This window comes from Lacticaseibacillus hegangensis (assembly GCF_003946465.1).
In the GTDB taxonomy this organism is placed as follows: Bacteria; Bacillota; Bacilli; order Lactobacillales; family Lactobacillaceae; genus Lacticaseibacillus; species Lacticaseibacillus hegangensis.
The window spans coordinates 42449-58011 of the sequence record NZ_RHOL01000003.1; the positions used below are offsets into that span (position 1 = coordinate 42449).

12 protein-coding genes are annotated in these 15563 nt (G+C 55.6%); 9 read left to right on the forward strand and 3 right to left on the reverse strand.

Annotated elements, in window-relative coordinates; translation table 11 throughout:
• Positions 1 to 291: 291 nt before the first annotated feature.
• On the forward strand, positions 292 to 2163 hold the full coding sequence (locus EKM86_RS01130; protein ID WP_125754678.1) for an FAD-binding protein: 1872 nt from the start codon (positions 292 to 294) through the stop codon (positions 2161 to 2163).
• Between the two features lie 107 nt (positions 2164 to 2270).
• On the opposite strand, the gene EKM86_RS01135 is transcribed toward EKM86_RS01130, so the two are convergent.
• The 3 genes from EKM86_RS01135 to EKM86_RS01145 form a co-directional block, all read right to left on the reverse strand.
• Positions 2271 to 2684, reverse strand: coding sequence for an acyl-CoA thioesterase (locus EKM86_RS01135; RefSeq protein WP_164506111.1), 414 nt, complete (start codon positions 2682 to 2684; stop codon positions 2271 to 2273).
• Between the two features lie 61 nt (positions 2685 to 2745).
• Complete coding sequence (gene helD, locus EKM86_RS01140; protein WP_125754680.1) at positions 2746 to 5034, reverse strand: RNA polymerase recycling motor HelD; 2289 nt, start codon at positions 5032 to 5034, stop codon at positions 2746 to 2748.
• A 158-nt stretch (positions 5035 to 5192) separates the two neighbouring features.
• Positions 5193 to 7478, reverse strand: coding sequence for a hypothetical protein (locus EKM86_RS01145; protein WP_125754681.1), 2286 nt, complete (start codon positions 7476 to 7478; stop codon positions 5193 to 5195).
• 1 nt (position 7479) lies between these two features.
• Here EKM86_RS01145 and EKM86_RS01150 point away from each other — a divergent pair, with 1 nt between their 5' ends.
• The 8 genes from EKM86_RS01150 (at position 7480) to EKM86_RS01180 (ending at position 15524) form a co-directional block, all read left to right on the forward strand.
• Positions 7480 to 9303: a monovalent cation:proton antiporter family protein gene (locus EKM86_RS01150; protein WP_125754682.1), complete on the forward strand. Its 1824-nt coding sequence runs from the start codon at positions 7480 to 7482 to the stop codon at positions 9301 to 9303.
• 83 nt (positions 9304 to 9386) lie between these two features.
• Positions 9387 to 10292, forward strand: coding sequence for a proline-specific peptidase family protein (locus EKM86_RS01155; protein ID WP_125754683.1), 906 nt, complete (start codon positions 9387 to 9389; stop codon positions 10290 to 10292).
• A gap of 82 nt (positions 10293 to 10374) precedes the next feature.
• Entirely contained in the window at positions 10375 to 11328 is a 954-nt protein-coding gene (locus EKM86_RS01160; RefSeq protein ID WP_125754684.1) for an aminoglycoside 6-adenylyltransferase, read from the forward strand.
• 97 nt (positions 11329 to 11425) lie between these two features.
• Positions 11426 to 12088 carry a histidine phosphatase family protein gene (locus EKM86_RS01165; protein WP_125754685.1) on the forward strand — a complete coding sequence of 221 codons (663 nt, stop codon included), beginning with the start codon at positions 11426 to 11428 and terminating at the stop codon, positions 12086 to 12088.
• 3 nt (positions 12089 to 12091) lie between these two features.
• Complete coding sequence (locus EKM86_RS01170) at positions 12092 to 12649, forward strand: TetR/AcrR family transcriptional regulator C-terminal domain-containing protein (RefSeq protein ID WP_125754686.1); 558 nt, start codon at positions 12092 to 12094, stop codon at positions 12647 to 12649.
• A 134-nt stretch (positions 12650 to 12783) separates the two neighbouring features.
• Entirely contained in the window at positions 12784 to 13554 is a 771-nt protein-coding gene (locus EKM86_RS01175; protein WP_191988007.1) for a hypothetical protein, read from the forward strand.
• An 88-nt stretch (positions 13555 to 13642) separates the two neighbouring features.
• The gene (locus EKM86_RS12540; protein ID WP_263853467.1) at positions 13643 to 13777 is read left to right on the forward strand and encodes a hypothetical protein; all 135 of its coding nucleotides are present in this window, start codon (positions 13643 to 13645) and stop codon (positions 13775 to 13777) included.
• Positions 13778 to 13829: 52 nt separating this feature from the next.
• The gene (locus EKM86_RS01180; RefSeq protein ID WP_125754687.1) at positions 13830 to 15524 is read left to right on the forward strand and encodes an oleate hydratase; all 1695 of its coding nucleotides are present in this window, start codon (positions 13830 to 13832) and stop codon (positions 15522 to 15524) included.
• Positions 15525 to 15563: the final 39 nt, after the last annotated feature.

The following is a 15563-nucleotide window of genomic DNA, read 5'->3' on the forward strand; positions in this document are numbered from 1 at the left end:
GCACCGGCTCAAGCCTTCTTGTCAGCTAATCTGACAAAACGCGGGATTTAATCACACGCACAGCCCGGCCAGCAGAGTCCACCTTTCTTATCGCGCAGTCGTACAATCTCACACCCCAAAAAATGAATGACACGCTGTTCATTGATTTTAGTCAGAATATTTTGAAAGCGCTACAATAGAGTCGCCGGTTCGTTGAAGAATCCGGCAACGGTCAAGTTTCTCGATGCGGGTTGCACCGAGCACGAGAAACTTGACCAATTATCCAATCGAGATAAGAAAGAAGATCATAACATGAGTCAGGAACGTCAATGGGATCAGTCGTACGATGTCGTTGTTTTAGGCTTCGGAGGGGCCGGCGCCACCGCCGCGCGGTTTGCTGCGGACGCCGGGGCCAAAGTCCTGCTGGTGGATTCCGCACCAGCAGGGCATGAAGGTGGCAATACGCGCTACTCCGCTCAGCTAATCGGCGCAGGGCGCGACTTCGACCAGCTCAAGGCATACTACAAGGCGCTGACTGCCCCGATGAAACTCGATGAACAGATGATTGACACCTACGTCGACGGCATGATGAAGATGCCCGACTACCTGCGGCGTTACTTGAACACGGAGCCAGTCAGTGTGACCACTGACTGGGACCACAGCAAGTTCGATCTGCGCAGCGCGGTCCACGAATTTCCTGAATATCCTGGCGTCAATGCCTATGACTTTCTGCTCGTTCACCATGGCCTGTTCGATGCTGCGCTGTGGAAGAAACTACGCAAGGAAGTGCTCGACCGCAACGACAAGATCACGGTCTGGTATAGTTCACCAGCCAAGCATCTGATTCAGGACCCGGAAACCAAGACAGTTCAAGGCGCCCAAATCGAGCACGACCACATCCTGTTGAACATTCAGGCCAAAGGCGGCGTGATCCTGGCTACCGGTGGATTCGAAAACAATCCGCAGATGGTGCAAGATTACCTGAAGGCGTCACGGCTGTCACCAGTCGGCTCTCTGTACAACAAAGGAGACGGCATCAAGATGGGCTATGAGGTCGGCGCCGACATGTGGCACATGGCCAACTACGAATCTCTGGGCATGCTTCATGGCTTGACTATCGCGACGCCGGCCGGTACGCGCGGCCGCCTCATCCTCGACTGGCCAGAGGCCGCCAAGGGCAGTGTCTTTGTCGCCGGTGACGACGGGTCTCGCTACTTCAACGAAGCTGAGGAAAACCGGCATGGCCACATTTACTACCACGGGATGTGGCAAGTACCGATTGCCAATGATCACCCGCACTTGATCTTTGACCAGCAGCAGTGGGAAGACTTCCATCATGCCAAATTACCTGTCGATAACTTCGACGCCCTAACGGTCAAGGCGGACACTCTGCAGGACCTGGCCAAGCTGATTCACGCTAAACCCGAGGCCTTGGCCAAGGCGCAAGCCGACTTTAACCACTTCATTGAAATCGGTGAAGATTACGCCTACGAACGGCCAGTGGACACGATGCGGGCCTTCGCCGACGGCCCGTACTACGCACTGCCGCTTCGCCAAGTCGTACTCAACACGCAAGGCGGCCCGCGCCGCAACAGTCGCGCTGAGGTCCTGAATCCGCAAGGCAAACCGATCCCGCATCTATTCTCAGCCGGTGAGCTCGGCGGCATCAACGCCAACCAGTACCAAGGCGGCAACAACCTGGCCGAATGCCTGATCTGGGGCAAGATTGCTGGGGAAAACGCCGTGCACAGCCTGTCAAAACGCACGACTGATGACGAAACCACCCTGGACGCCACCAGTGGTGCGTCTGAAAAAGCGTCAGTCGAAACGACGGACGCCAGCACAGGCGCCTCCGAACATTCTGAAGCTTCGACCGCGGCGCCAACGCCAGACTACCCAACGGGGCCGAATCAGTACATCGGCGTCAGCGACGAAGGCATGGGCAACGAAATCGTGGTTCGCGTGACCTACACAGACGGCAAGCTTGAAAACGTCGAGGTGCTCAAGCAAAGCGAAAGTGCCGACGTCGGGCTGAAGGCAATCAAGACCCTGCCAAAAGAAATGATCGACGCCAACTCTCCTGAGGTGGATGCCGTCAGCGGCGCGTCTGTCACCAGCCACGCGCTGAAAGACGCCGTGGCCGACGCATTGAACAAAGCAAAAGCCGCGGCACCCACGGCCTAGATCCAACCAAGCTCTGAACTGATGCGCAAAAAGACCGACCCACGAGAATTTCCGTGAGCCGGCTTTTTTGCGCATCGCGATCGGCCACCAAACGGCTGAGCGAAGTATTAATCAATCGGAATCTCTGGCATGGCGGCGCGCGCGGCCTTATTGGCTGCAGTCCGGGCCGCATAACCCGCTGAAAGCTGTTGACCCAGCGGCGTGTCTGCCTCAAGGGATGGCAGCCGGCTACCTTTTGCGACGACGAAGGTCATCAGACTCCAGGCGGCCAGGTACTGCTCGCCCGTGTCCAAGTCCTCGCCCACCATACGGGTGAACACCTCGATAGAGCGGTGACCGTAGCCGGTGACAAAGCTTTCGTAAGTCAGCGCGTGGCCGATCTCCACCGGATTCACGTACACCATCCGGTCCAGCGACCCCGTGACCATGTGGCTGCGCGCAAACCGGTGTGCGGAGATGCTGGCAGTTTCGTCGAGCCATTCCAGCGTTTGCCCGCCGAACAGGCTGTTGTGCTCGTTCATTTGCCCCTCAAAAATCCGGTGGGTCGTGATCGATAACGTTTCCGACATTTTCATTACTGACTCACTTCGTTTCGTAGAGGTCACTTGGCACATCGGCCAACATCGGCGACAAGGCTGGGCTGGCAAAAATCGTCAGGCGGTGCATCGCTCGGCTGGCAATGGTGTACAGCAGCTCACGTTCGTCCTCGTGATGGAACATCGCTTCGTTGGCTTGCCACAGCACGACCGCGTCAAACTCCAGCCCCTTGGCCAGGTATGACGGCACGACGATGACACCGGCGGCCAGGCGCTGGTTTTCAGAGCGAATTAGCGTGGTCTTCACGCCTTGGTCAAGCAGCGTTTGGTGCAGCTTTTCGGCCTCTTCCAGCGTCTTGGCGATGATGGCCGTGGTTTGCTGGGCGGCGTTGTCAATCTTGATCTGGCCGCGGAGTGCCTCAACCAGCGCCGCCTCATCCTGGCGCACATACAGCACCGGCAGCGGTCCCTGCCGGTCGAACGCCTCGATCTTCTGACCCGACTTCAAAATCGCCTTGGTGAACTCCGTGACTTGCTTCGTCGACCGGTACGAGCGGGTGAGCTGCACGACCCGTGTTTTCTCCGGATTGAAAAGCTTGGACACATCGGCGATCAGCGAGTGCGAGTTCTCCTTGGTGAAAATGGCCTGGTTCAAATCGCCAAGCAGGGTGAACTTGGCTTTCGGGAAGCTGCGCTGCAGGTAGGCCAGCTGGTAGGGCGTGTAGTCCTGAATCTCGTCGATGAAGACATAGCGCATGTCGCGCTCGCCGTGGCGGCCAGTGATCAGGTCGTACAGGTAAATGTAAGGCGTCGCGTCGGCAATGGCCAGCCGCCGCGCCTTGAACTCGGCGACAAAATGCTCGACCTCGTTCGCCCACTCGGCTTCGGTCAGGTCAAACTGGCCAAGATCCAGATAGTGCGGCAGCTCGCGCAAAAAGGCCACATACTGGCCGCGCACGTTCAGGAAGTGGTTGCGGACGATTGCCTGCTGGATCTCGCCGAACGCGCGAATCACGATTTTGCGGGCGAAAAAGCCGTACTCCGCATCGCTGTCCTTAAATTCCTGCGGGCCGTCCTGCTGAAGGTCGCGCAGCTGCTCCTGGGACAGGTTCTGCACCGTCTCCTGAACCCAGTCCGCCTTCATTTCGCTATTGACCTTGCGATTAAGCATGGAGATCAGGCGATTTTTGGTCGCATCCAGGCGATTGCCCAGGTGGTAATTCTCATTATAAGAATAGAAAATATCCTCGATCCGCTTGCGGGAAATGAAGACCTTGTCGCGGAACCGGATGTCGCGAAAGCGCATGCCGCCTTTTTCCAGTGAAGAAGTGTACTTACTGGTGGCCTGGAAAAACGCGAGGCTGGCCTTGAGGCTTTGAATCTTCTTCTGGCTTGGCGTCAGCTTGGCTTCAAACTGGGAGAACAGGTCCTGCACCGTGATGTTCGGCACGCGCCGGGTCACGTACTGGTAAAACGTGAACTGCACCATGTTCTGCTCGCCGAGCTCCGGCAGGACGTTGCCGATATAGTCGGAAAACAGCTGGTTGGGTGAAAACATGATGACCTGGCTAGACGACAGGTTACCCCGGTAGCGATAAAGCAGGTAGGCCACCCGTTGCAACACAGCCGAGGTTTTCCCCGAGCCGGCGGCGCCTTGCACGAACAGGAGATCCGCTGTCGTGTCGCGGATGATCTGGTTCTGCTCGCGCTGAATGGTCGTCACGATGCTCTTCATCTGGGTATCCGACTTTTCGTTCAGAACCTCCAGCAGCATCTGATCGCCAATGGTTTCCGTGGTGTCAAACATCGTCTGGATCTGGCCGTCTGCGATCACGAACTGACGTTTCAATGACACGTCCACGGTTTGCGGCCCGTCTGGAGTTTGGTAGGTGATCTTGCCCAGGCCGCCATCATAATAGATGGAAGAAATCGGGGCACGCCAGTCGTAGATCAGAAACTTGCCGGCGGCGTTGGTGAAAGAACCCAGGCCGATGTAAATGGTCTCGGGCTTCTCCTCGCCTTCCTGAAAATCAATGCGGGCAAAGTACGGATTGTGCTTGAGGCGCCGCACAGTCGCCAGTTGCAAGGTCGACTGCTTCCAGGCGTTGCTGCGCTCATCCAGCATCTGTTGCTGCTGTTGAATGCTGGCCGCAGTTTCAATGGTCTCCGCGTCGTTCGTCAGGTTGATCTTGGTATCCGCGAAAAAGTTCTTGTTGAGATTGGTTTCCTCTGCCTTGGTCCGTGCCACTTCTGCACTGAGCCTCGTGTCGGCTGCCGCCAGTTCCTGCATTGTGGTGTCAAGATGTGCCTGTTCGAGCTGTTTCTGATCTGCCACGCAAGGGCCCCCTTAAGGTAAAATAATCGTTGAACAATCATACCACTTGCGCGGCGCCACTGCAATGAAAACAATGGCGTGGATCGCCGCCGTAACCCTGTCATGCCGGGCGTTGCCAACCCTTCATGCTGTCGCGTCGCCTGTGCTGCCTTCGCCGGCTACTCGCCTTTAAGAAGTGGAATACTGCCAAGAAGCCTGTTTTTCCCGCCGCCAACCACATAATGAAACCGATCCGGCTTGGGCAGGCTGAAGACCATCCCCGCCGTGTACTGCTGACCTGGCTGCAAGTAATCGTGGTTGTGGGCAATTCGCGCTTGAACAATGGGTGGCAGCGTATGAATTTTGACCGCTGAATATTCCTGAGCCACGCGTTTGGCACCACGACTTGGAGAATCGGTCGTAAACCCGATGCCAAAATTGTTGACTAGATTCAGCTGTTCCTCCACATGCATGGTCTGGTTTTGAACGGTGTAAGGAACATAGACCAGATCCCCATACCGTTGTGCTTTGCCAATGGTGAGGGTTAACCCTGGCGCGCTAATAGTCCGGCCATGCAGCTTAACCTCGGCGATGTCATATTCTGCCTGGGACACTTGCTCACTGTGAAACAGAGTGAACAATGGCCGGGGGTGCGCCAGAATCTGCCTCCTGGTCTTGAGCTGTTCAGCATACGCCCAGCGATCGGCATTTTCCTTAAACGCGGCCGCTGCATCATTGGCGTTCGCCCATTCGTTTGGGTAAAGCTTGCCAAACGCGATCAAAGCTGGTGGCACTTGGCTACTGTAATACTGCCGAGCCAGCGTCAATGTCTCAGCCCCCATGTACAATAGGTAATCCGTAAAGTAATCGGTAAAATCAGCGGCCTTATTGTGGCTTAAAAAGGTCAGCGTTTCGACGGCATTTTGGCCGTAACGATACAGCGCTGTGCCCTCGGGACTTTCACGGTTTTGCACTTGGGCCAATAGCGCCTTTCCTTGCACCAGGGCGGCCCGCCGTTCGCGATCGCGGGTCGCTCGCGACGCCGTGTCAGCGTTGGTCATCAGCGTGACCCCAAGCTGGGCCCAATTGTTCGCAATCCGTTGAAACAGCGGGCCTTGAGCCCCTTGTGTCACTTTTGGCTGATGAGGGGCTGCCTTGAGAATCACGGCACGACCTTTCGTTTCACTGAGCAGTTGCGGGGCGCGAATCACGCGCACCTCCGCCTGAATTCGCCTTTCAGCTTGCTGAGCGGACCACTGATACCAACCAAAGCCGCCGAAAAGAATGACCATTAACCCCAATGTCGCGGTAATGCCGCCAACGAAAGAACTGGAAAAATGTCGAGAAGTTAATTGGTCTTGGGCGCGTTGTTGCTCAAATGTCAGCTCGAAGACACCCGCAGCAGACTCGCCACTGGAACCACCCTGAGTGACCGCACGCTTATGCCACCACCACCTGATTCCCAGCCACACGCCCGCGCCTAGCACGACAATAAGTAGCAAAGATGGCCAGCGACCGAAGGCCTCCAGCAACCAATTAGTCCGCCTGGGCGCAATCATCTGAACGCTCTGATCGGCCCGGTCAGGCATCCTGACCGCGATTTGGCCATGCTTGGGCGCGCCAGCATAAACGCCATGGTCGACTTGCACCAGCGCACTGCCGTCTTTGTGCGGCAGCGTCAAAAGCAGGTAATAGTCAGTATACGAATACCGACCAGAGCCCACATCTTCGGCGTATTTTCCCTCTACAACAGCAGATTGTTTGGGGCCGGCAGTCTGGTTTGGAATAAGGCGAATCGCTGGCAAGCCAATGAGCCAAATAATGGCCACCAAACCAGCACTCCAGGCGAGTACTGGCAACCCGATCTGCTGAACGGACTGCAATTTCTCGCCCCAAAAAGTCACGAGTAAGATCGCCCAACAAAAGGCGGCGAGTAAGGCCAGTAGCGTAACCACCCAGTATGCGCTGATTCGCCGCGGTGACGGTGTCAAAAGCGCTTCGTCCGTGTTTAATTCGTGATGCTTGGAGGCCCGCCACTGCAAGTAAGTTGCGCGCGTCACTGAATATTGCCGACGCTCATCTGCCAGGTTTGCGCGATAGCCAGTCGTCTCCCCGTCAACATCCTGAGTGACCATGACATTAACGATGGTGTCATTTTTAGGAAGCGATGCGACACGATGGGGCCGAGCGGTCCAAAAAGCAAAAAAGGTGAGCACCAAGGCGACGGCAACCAGCACGATAATTCCGATTGAACCGCCTTTCTGATCTTTTTTTGCCCGTTGCTGCCTACTTTGCACATTTGTTTTTTGAATCAAGATTAGCCCCTCCAGCCGTCGCTTCGAAGCCGACGGAACGTTATTATTATGGGGATTATGGCAATTAATTGCAAAATGGATTAAGGCGGCTAAGCGCCAACCACGAGGGTGCGGTAAAATAACAACAAGATGTGTCTCTGGAGGAAGCATTATGCAAAGCATTTCCTTATTAGTTGTGCTGTTCGCGGCGCTGCTCACCCCGCTACTGATGGCTAAGTTCAACATTCACAGTCTCCCTACTGCAGTGGCTGAAATTATTGTCGGCATCATTTTGGGAAAAAGTCTCTTCGGCTGGGTCGTCAGCAATGATGTCCTCGAAGAACTGCGCACCCTGGGGGTCATTGTCCTAATTTTTCTCTCAGGAATGGAGATCGATTTTTCCTTATTCAAACCGCAAAAACAGTCCGGCAGAAAGATTGGCGCAGCACCCCTCGCCTTTCTCAGCTACGGCAGCATCGTCCTCATGGCACTGGCTGCGGCCTGGGTGCTTGACTTGCTCGGGCTGTATCACCACATCGTGTTTGCCGCGATTATTTTCGCCACGGTGGCGCTGGGCGTGGTCATCGCCGCGCTGAAGGAAAAAGAGCTGCTGAGCAAACCGTTCGGGCAAACGGTCCTGCTGCTGGCCGCACTGGGCGAGGTGCTGCCCCTGATTGCACTGACCGTTTACCAGAACCTCAACGGCACCTCCTCGCGCAGCGTGTGGCTGCTGCTGCTGATTTTCGTGGCCGCCATCTTCCTGCTGCACCGTTTTCGCAAGCCTTACCAGTGGTTCGCCGAAATCGATAAAAGCACCACGCAGCTTGACATCCGTCTGGCCTTTTTCCTGATTGTCACGCTGGTCACCGTGGCCGAGTCCGTCGGCGCCGAAAATATTCTGGGCGCGTTTCTCGCCGGCATGGTGATGAAACTGCTCAAACCACGCGAGGAGACGGAAGACAAGCTGACCAGCATTGGCTACGGCTTTTTCATCCCGATTTTCTTCATTATGACCGGTGCGAACATGAACCTGCCGGCCATGTTCAAGGACCCGGCCAGCCTGGCCTTGATTCCTGTGCTGCTGATCGCCTTTTATGCGGCCAAAGCGCTGCTGATCCCGCTGCTTTTGATGCGGTTTCGCAAGCACAACGCGCTGGCCGGCATGCTGCTGACGTCGACCACGATCACGCTGGTCATTCCGGCGCTGTCGATCGGCAAAAGCTTGGGCATCATCTCCAGCACCCAAAGCGCCGCTTTCACGCTGGCCGCGGTCATCACCTGCATCGCCAGCCCGATTCTATTCAACACCTTCTACGTTGCGGAAAAAGACGACGTCAAAAAGACGCGCGTCCACATCATCGGCGCCAACCTGATGACCGTGCCAATCGTCCAGCAGCTGACCCGCGGCCTGTACGAGGTGCGCCTGTACACCGACGACCCGGTCAAGTTCAAAACCTACAACTCCGAAGCGCCGGTCACCTTGCTGGCCGACGTGACCGAGCCAACGCTCCAGAACGCCGGCGTGTTTGACGCCGACATCATCGTCCTCGCCCACTTCGACGAAGATAAGAACTTTGCCGTTGCCGAACTCGCCTTGGCGGCCAAGGTGCCGCGCATCATCGCCCGCTTCGACGCCAAAAACGCCACCGATGGCCGCTACGATGAGCTGGCCGCGCAAGGCGTTGAGGTTTACAACACCTTCGAGACCAACATCGCAATGCTGCGCAGCCTGATTGAAACACCGTCGACGCTCAAGATCCTGCAGGACACCACCGCGGGCATCTTCGAAATCGTCGTCAACAACCGCCGCTTTGCCGGCCTGGAGGTCAAGAACCTGCCCTATGTCAACGACATCACCATCAGCCAGATTTTCCGCGGCGACCACTTCATCGCCCCGCATGGTGACACCCAGCTCCACCTGGGCGACCACATCATTTTCTCCGGCGACAAGGCGCAAATCGGCCAGATGCGAGCAGAATTTGAAAAGGTCAACTAAGCTGAGGCAAGTGTGATGCATCCCACCATGCCTGCAGTGAAAGTGATAGAATGAGACTATTCTAAGGAAATGCGGTGACCACAATGAAGCAAGGAACCACGATTTTGACGCTTGATAACGGCTACCACCTTTGGACCAACACGCAGGGCGAGGGCGACATTCACCTGCTCTGCCTGCACGGCGGCCCTGGCGGCAACCACGAATACTGGGAAAACTTCGGCGAGCAGCTGAGCGACCTCGGCGTCCAAGTGCACATGTACGATCAGCTCGGCAGCTGGTACTCGGATCAGCCGGACTACTCAGACCCAGAAATTGCCAAAAAGTACCTGACCACGGACTACTTCTTAGGCGAAGTTGAGGAAGTCCGCCAAAAGCTCGGCTTGGATCATTTTTACCTGATTGGGCAAAGCTGGGGCGGTGCCTTGACACAGCTGTACGCGCTCAAGTACGGCGAGCACCTCAAGGGCGCCATCATCTCCTCCATGATCGACAACATCGATGAATACGTCGATCACGTCAACTATGTGCGTGAGGAGTGCCTGCCGCCCAAGGCCGTCAAGTACATGAAGAAGATCGAGGCAGAAGGCAACTGGAAGGACGCGCAGTACCAGAAGTACGTCGACGTCTTGAACCGCAGCTACGTTGACCGCAAGCAGCCGCCTGCCATTTCCCACTTGATTGACACCACTGGCACCCCAGTTTACAACGCTTTCCAAGGCGACAACGAATTTGTCGTCACCGGCAAGCTGAAGGACTGGGACATTCGCGACCAGATTCACAACATCACCGTGCCGACCCTGTTGACCTTCGGCGAACACGAAACCATGCCGCTGCGCTCGGCTCAGCGCATGGCTGAGGACATTCCGCATGCCCGTTTGGTCACCACGCCAGACGGTGGCCATCACCACATGATCGACAACGCCCCGGTTTACTTCGCGCACCTGAAGCAGTTTATCAAGGACGTCGAATCCGGCAACTTCAACGATTAAGTCATATTGCCAGCCCGCTGCGGCTGGCTTTTTTCGTCCTGCAAAGGGCTATAATGGGGACAAACTTTAACGGAGGCGCCACATGGCAGACATCGATAAAATTATTGAGCGTGCAGAAAAGGATCCCAACATCCTGGCGATTGGGACCGAAGGATCTGGTAACAATCCTGACCTAAACTCGGACGAATGGACCGATCTGGACGTCACCTTGTTTGCCGCTGACCCAGCCCAGGTGGACGCCAAAGCCTGGGTGAACGCACTGGGGGCGTCCAAGCTGATTCAACACCTGCACGACACTCACCTGTTCGGCCCGGCCACCGGGGCCTGGGAATCCTGGCTGACCCGCTACCAGGGCACGCGACGGATCGACTGGAAAATCGCGCCCGCCGCTGACGAAGCCGCGTACCTGGCCGCCGACCACTTGAACGCGATCATCTGGCAGCAGGGCCAAGGCCGCGTCACCCCACGCGCCACTGACGCGTCCAGCCATTTTCTCGCGGTGCCGACGCAGGCGGACTACGAAGCGACCCTCAATGAAATCTTCTGGATTGCCGGCAATGTGATCAAGGGACTTTCGCGCAATAACCTGCTATACGCCAATGAGCAGTTCAACGCCCACCTGCGGCCTCAGGTGCTCACGCTTTACGCCTACCGAGAAACGCTGGCGCAAGATGGCCACTTTGACCCTGGCGTTAACTTCAAGAATGTCTGGCCCAAGCTGGCGGCCTATGAGCAAAGTCAGCTGGCGGCCACATACGATCAAAGCAGTCGTGCTGCCACCCTGGCCAGCCTGAAAAATTGCGTAGTCATCGTCGAAAGCCTGGTGGACGGGTTTAACGACGACCAGACCCTGCTGCGTCCGGCCTGGCTCGGCCCCGCCGACGCCCAGGTCACCAGCTGGTTCTTCGACCTGACCGCACCGCTGAACGCCGAGAAAAAGGCACAGGAAGCCGCAAGCGCCAAGCAGAAGGAAGAAATTGCCAAGCGCCACGCCGCCAAGCGTGCGGCGTATTACGAAGGCAATCAGCAGAAGTAGTTCGACCTAAGGGGACGGCCGCCAGCCGCCCCCTTTTTTGGCCTCAGCGGGGGCTTGTGCTGTGGTAAACTTGAAGTAAATCACACGGAGGTGCGCCATGAAAACTGTTACGGTTTACCTGGTCCGGCACGGTCAGACCTGGTTCAATAAATTCAACAAGATGCAGGGCTGGTCGGACTCACCGCTGACCGAAAAGGGTATCGCAGACGGCAAGCGCGCCGGCGAAGCGCTGCGCCACGTGACGTTCACCCGCGCCTACTGCAGCGACACCACCCGCGCGCGGCGGACGGCAGGCTACATCCTCGAGCAAAACTTCAACACCAACGTTGCGCTGACCGAAACCCCGCTGTTTCGCGAGCAGTTCTACGGCTACTACGAAGGCGAGGATTCGCCGAAGACCTGGTACGCGGTGGGCATGCCCCACGGTGCGCGGACCTTCAAGGAACTGATCGAAAAGTTCGGCGTTGACGCAACGAAGGACTTCATGCACGAGGCCGACCCCTTCCACGACGCCGAGGACGCCTTGACCTACTGGAATCGGCTGCAGAAAGGCTTCAAGCTGCTTCGGGACCAGAATCAGAACGGCGACAACGTTCTGTTGGTGACGCACGGCACGACCATTCGCAGCATTATCGACAAGTTTGGCAAAGACGACGGCTGGATCGTCACTGATTCGCCGCGCAACGGTTCCATCTCGCGCATCGCCCTCACCGACGAAGGCATCAAGGTCCTCGGCTACAACGAGCTGAAGCTGGTTTAGGCCATGGCGACGGACACGACCAAGCGGAAGCTCGCCCACACCCTGCGCGAGATGATGGCCACCACCGCGCTGGAGCACATTACCATCAGCGCACTGACGAAAAAAGCCGGCGTGACCCGCAACACGTTCTACTACCACTTCGAGGACATCTATTCCCTGCTGGCCTGGATCTACGAGCAGGAAATCATCGTCCAAATGGCGAAGTACGCGCAGATCAGTGAGTGGCAAAAAGCACTGCGCATGCTTCTGGACTACATCGACGATAACCGGTCGTTCTGCGTGGCCTCGTTTAACTCAGTCGGCCGCGACCTGCTGGAGCAGCTGCTCGCCACCGTTGCGGAATCTCTTGTGCAGCGCGTCGTTAACGATGCCGATCCCAACCTGCAAAAACCGCTGACCGATGACATCTGCAATTTTTACGGCCTGGCGATTGTTGCGCAGATTATTCAGTGGCTGATGAAGGGCTTGACCGAGCCGAAACAGGCCATCGTCCACCGCTGCGACATCATGCTGACCGGCGCGGTGCAAAACGCCATTCACAACGCAAGTACATTACATTAAAGAAAAATAGCTCTCTGCTAGCCCATTTAAATATTTAAATGGGCTTTTTTGTCTGAATAAATTCAAATTATTTTATTTTTGCATTGTTACCTTGATACAATTTGAGTATAAAAGAGAAAAGGAGGACACCTATCGTGAATAAAATTTTCATAAAGGGCGGTCTATTATGTGTAGCCGCGATTCTCACACTCAGTGGCTGTGGTAGCAACAGTAGTGATTCACAAGATAAGCAAGAGAACTCCTCATCAGCTATCAAGGCTTCAAGTGGTAGCAATAAGAAAAAGGAGAACAGCCTTTCAAATGTTATGAATCAACTTGCTCGTAAATCAGTATCAACAGGCGACGTTTATGTAACAGGAAAAATGTCCGTAGGAAGTAAGAATACTTTGAAGCCAGGAATCTACGACATGAAAATTACTGGTGGCTCTGGCAACATTATGGGTGACCGAAAAGAGGTCCTATCGGGAATGCCAATCAACTGGATTGGCTCCGCAACAGCGTCTAACAATGGTAACGCATCAATCTTCCGGATTATTCTCATGGAAGGTGACAGCATTGATTTCTCCAACATCTCTAAAGTGAATTTCACAGCAGTACCCGAAAAAATTACACCAACAAATGAACTCGGGCAAGGGAACTATGTCGTTAATCGGGACATTAAGGCAGGAACATATAAACTTAGCACGAACGTCACCCTGGACCCAGAATATGAAAACCTGGGGTGGGATTTTACTATTTATGACGATAAAACTAAAGAGTCACGTAATCAACGGCTAACCTCGTCAAGCAATGATGTGGTGGTTGAGCTAAAAGAAGGAGAGATAATTACAACCAGCTTCGACGCAACTGGTTTTGAAGGAAACGCCGATTCTGATAAATTAATTTTTACGCCAATTAATCAATAACTTTTTGGGCAATCCCCTCGGGTTGCCTATTTTTTTGCGTCATTTTTCCTCATACACTGAAAGCGTAAACAGAAAGGTGGTCCATCTGATGAAAAAGAAAACCCTACTCCTTGGCCTGGTTGCCGGCTTCATTGCCGGCGCGACCGTCTACACCTTGAAGAAACTGGACTGGTTCCACGACGACGCGAAGGATTACGCCATTTTTGAATCGCAGCGCAGCTAGTCTGTATTTATAGTCACGCTGCGTGCAGCCTCTAACGAAAGGAAGTTTTTACATGATCAAACACAAAGCAATTATGATTGGTGCCGGTTTGGCCAACATGGCCGCGGCCGTGTACCTAATTCAGGAAGGCAAATGGGATGGCTCGGCCATCACCTTCTACAGTCTGGACGACCACGGCTCCAATGACGGCAGCGCCGCCACTGACCAGGCCGCTGAGTACTGGAACAAAGAGCACCCACTAGACAACACCAAGGGCTACATCGCCCGCGGCGGCCGCATGCTCAACTACCGCACCTACGTCGATTTGATGGATCTGCTCAGCCGCGTGCAGTCCGTTACCGAACCCAGCATGACCGCGGCTGAAGACACCCGCGATTTTGACAGCAAGCACCGCACTTTCGATAAGGCCCGCCTGCTGCGCCGCGGTGAAGGCATCGTCAACGCCTCGCACCTCGGCCTCAACAACCAGGACCGGATGCTGCTGACCAAGCTGGTCATGATGCCTGATAAGGACGAAGAACAGCTCGACAACGTCACCATCGCCGATTACTTCCAGGACGATCCGCACATGTTCACCACCAACTTCTGGTACATGTGGGAGACCACTTTTGCCTTCCGCACCCAAAGCAGTGCGCAGGAGCTGCGGCGTTACATGCACATGATGCTGTACGAATTCACTCAGATTGAGCATCTGGTCGGGGTCAACCGCACCCGCTATAACCAGTACGAAAGCATCATGATGCCGCTGATCAAATACTTACAGGATCAGGGCGTCAACATCGTCCTGGACAAAATCGTCTCCGACTGGGACTTCAAGGACTCCAAGATGCAGGATGAAATTACTGTCACCGGCCTTGAGGTCACTGATGCCAACACAGGCGACGTCGAGCATGTCGAGGTTGACGATGACACCGCGGTGATCTTCACCAACGGCTCCATCACCGACTCGGCCACCATTGGCGACTACCACACCCCGGCGCGCGAGAACATGGACTACGGCATCGCCGCCAGCCTGTGGAAAAAGGCCGCGAGTCACTTCTACAACCTCGGCAACCCGGACAAGTTCTTTGCCGACCGGGATGCATCCGAGTGGGTCAGCTTCACGTTGACCACCAAGGACCACCTGCTGCTCAACGAGATCACGCGCATCACGACCCAGGTGCCCGGCAACGCGCTGAACTCATTTTTGAGTACAGCGCCGATCACCCCACTTGGTCAGCCCGACGTCAACATGTCGATTGTGGTTCACCATCAGCCGCATTTCACCACACAAAAGCCCAACGAAAGCGTCATTTGGGGCTACTTCCTGTACCCGCGTCGCACCGGTGAGTTTGTGCAGAAGCCATACATCGAGATGACCGGCGAGGAGATGCTCAAGGAGCTGCTTGGCCAACTGTCAATGGTCGATTCAGGTCCAATCAACATCAAGGAACACGAACAGGCCATCATGGATTCGGTGATTAACTGCATCCCCGTTTACATGCCTTACGCCTCTGCCCTGTTCAACAACCGCGCCAAGGCTGACCGGCCACTGGTCATTCCGGCGCACTCGACCAACCTCGCCTTCACCGGTGAGTTCGCTGAGCAGCCGTACCAGATGGTCTTCACTGAGCAAAGCGCCGTCCGCTCCGGCGAGATCGCCGCGTACCACTTCGCCGGCATCCCGATGAGCCACTTGGTCAAGACGCCGCGCTACGACAAGGACATCCCAACTTTGCTGCGAGCCACCAAGAAGATGTTCGAATAACGCTGCGGGTTGGTGGGAGAAATAACGGAATCAAAAAGC

Excerpts from the sequence above, each read along its gene's own strand:
- EKM86_RS01130 (WP_125754678.1), top strand. The coding sequence starts at position 292 with ATGAGTCAGGAACGTCAATGGGATCAGTCGTACGATGTCGTTGTTTTA.
- EKM86_RS01165 (WP_125754685.1), top strand. The coding sequence starts at position 11,426 with ATGAAAACTGTTACGGTTTACCTGGTCCGGCACGGTCAGACCTGGTTC.
- EKM86_RS12540 (WP_263853467.1), top strand. The coding sequence starts at position 13,643 with ATGAAAAAGAAAACCCTACTCCTTGGCCTGGTTGCCGGCTTCATTGCC.
- EKM86_RS01180 (WP_125754687.1), top strand. The coding sequence starts at position 13,830 with ATGATCAAACACAAAGCAATTATGATTGGTGCCGGTTTGGCCAACATG.
- EKM86_RS01170 (WP_125754686.1), top strand. The coding sequence starts at position 12,092 with ATGGCGACGGACACGACCAAGCGGAAGCTCGCCCACACCCTGCGCGAG.
- EKM86_RS01160 (WP_125754684.1), top strand. The coding sequence starts at position 10,375 with ATGGCAGACATCGATAAAATTATTGAGCGTGCAGAAAAGGATCCCAAC.
- EKM86_RS01135 (WP_164506111.1), bottom strand. The coding sequence starts at position 2,684 with ATGAACGAGCACAACAGCCTGTTCGGCGGGCAAACGCTGGAATGGCTC.
- EKM86_RS01155 (WP_125754683.1), top strand. The coding sequence starts at position 9,387 with ATGAAGCAAGGAACCACGATTTTGACGCTTGATAACGGCTACCACCTT.
- EKM86_RS01145 (WP_125754681.1), bottom strand. The coding sequence starts at position 7,478 with ATGCTTCCTCCAGAGACACATCTTGTTGTTATTTTACCGCACCCTCGT.
- EKM86_RS01150 (WP_125754682.1), top strand. The coding sequence starts at position 7,480 with ATGCAAAGCATTTCCTTATTAGTTGTGCTGTTCGCGGCGCTGCTCACC.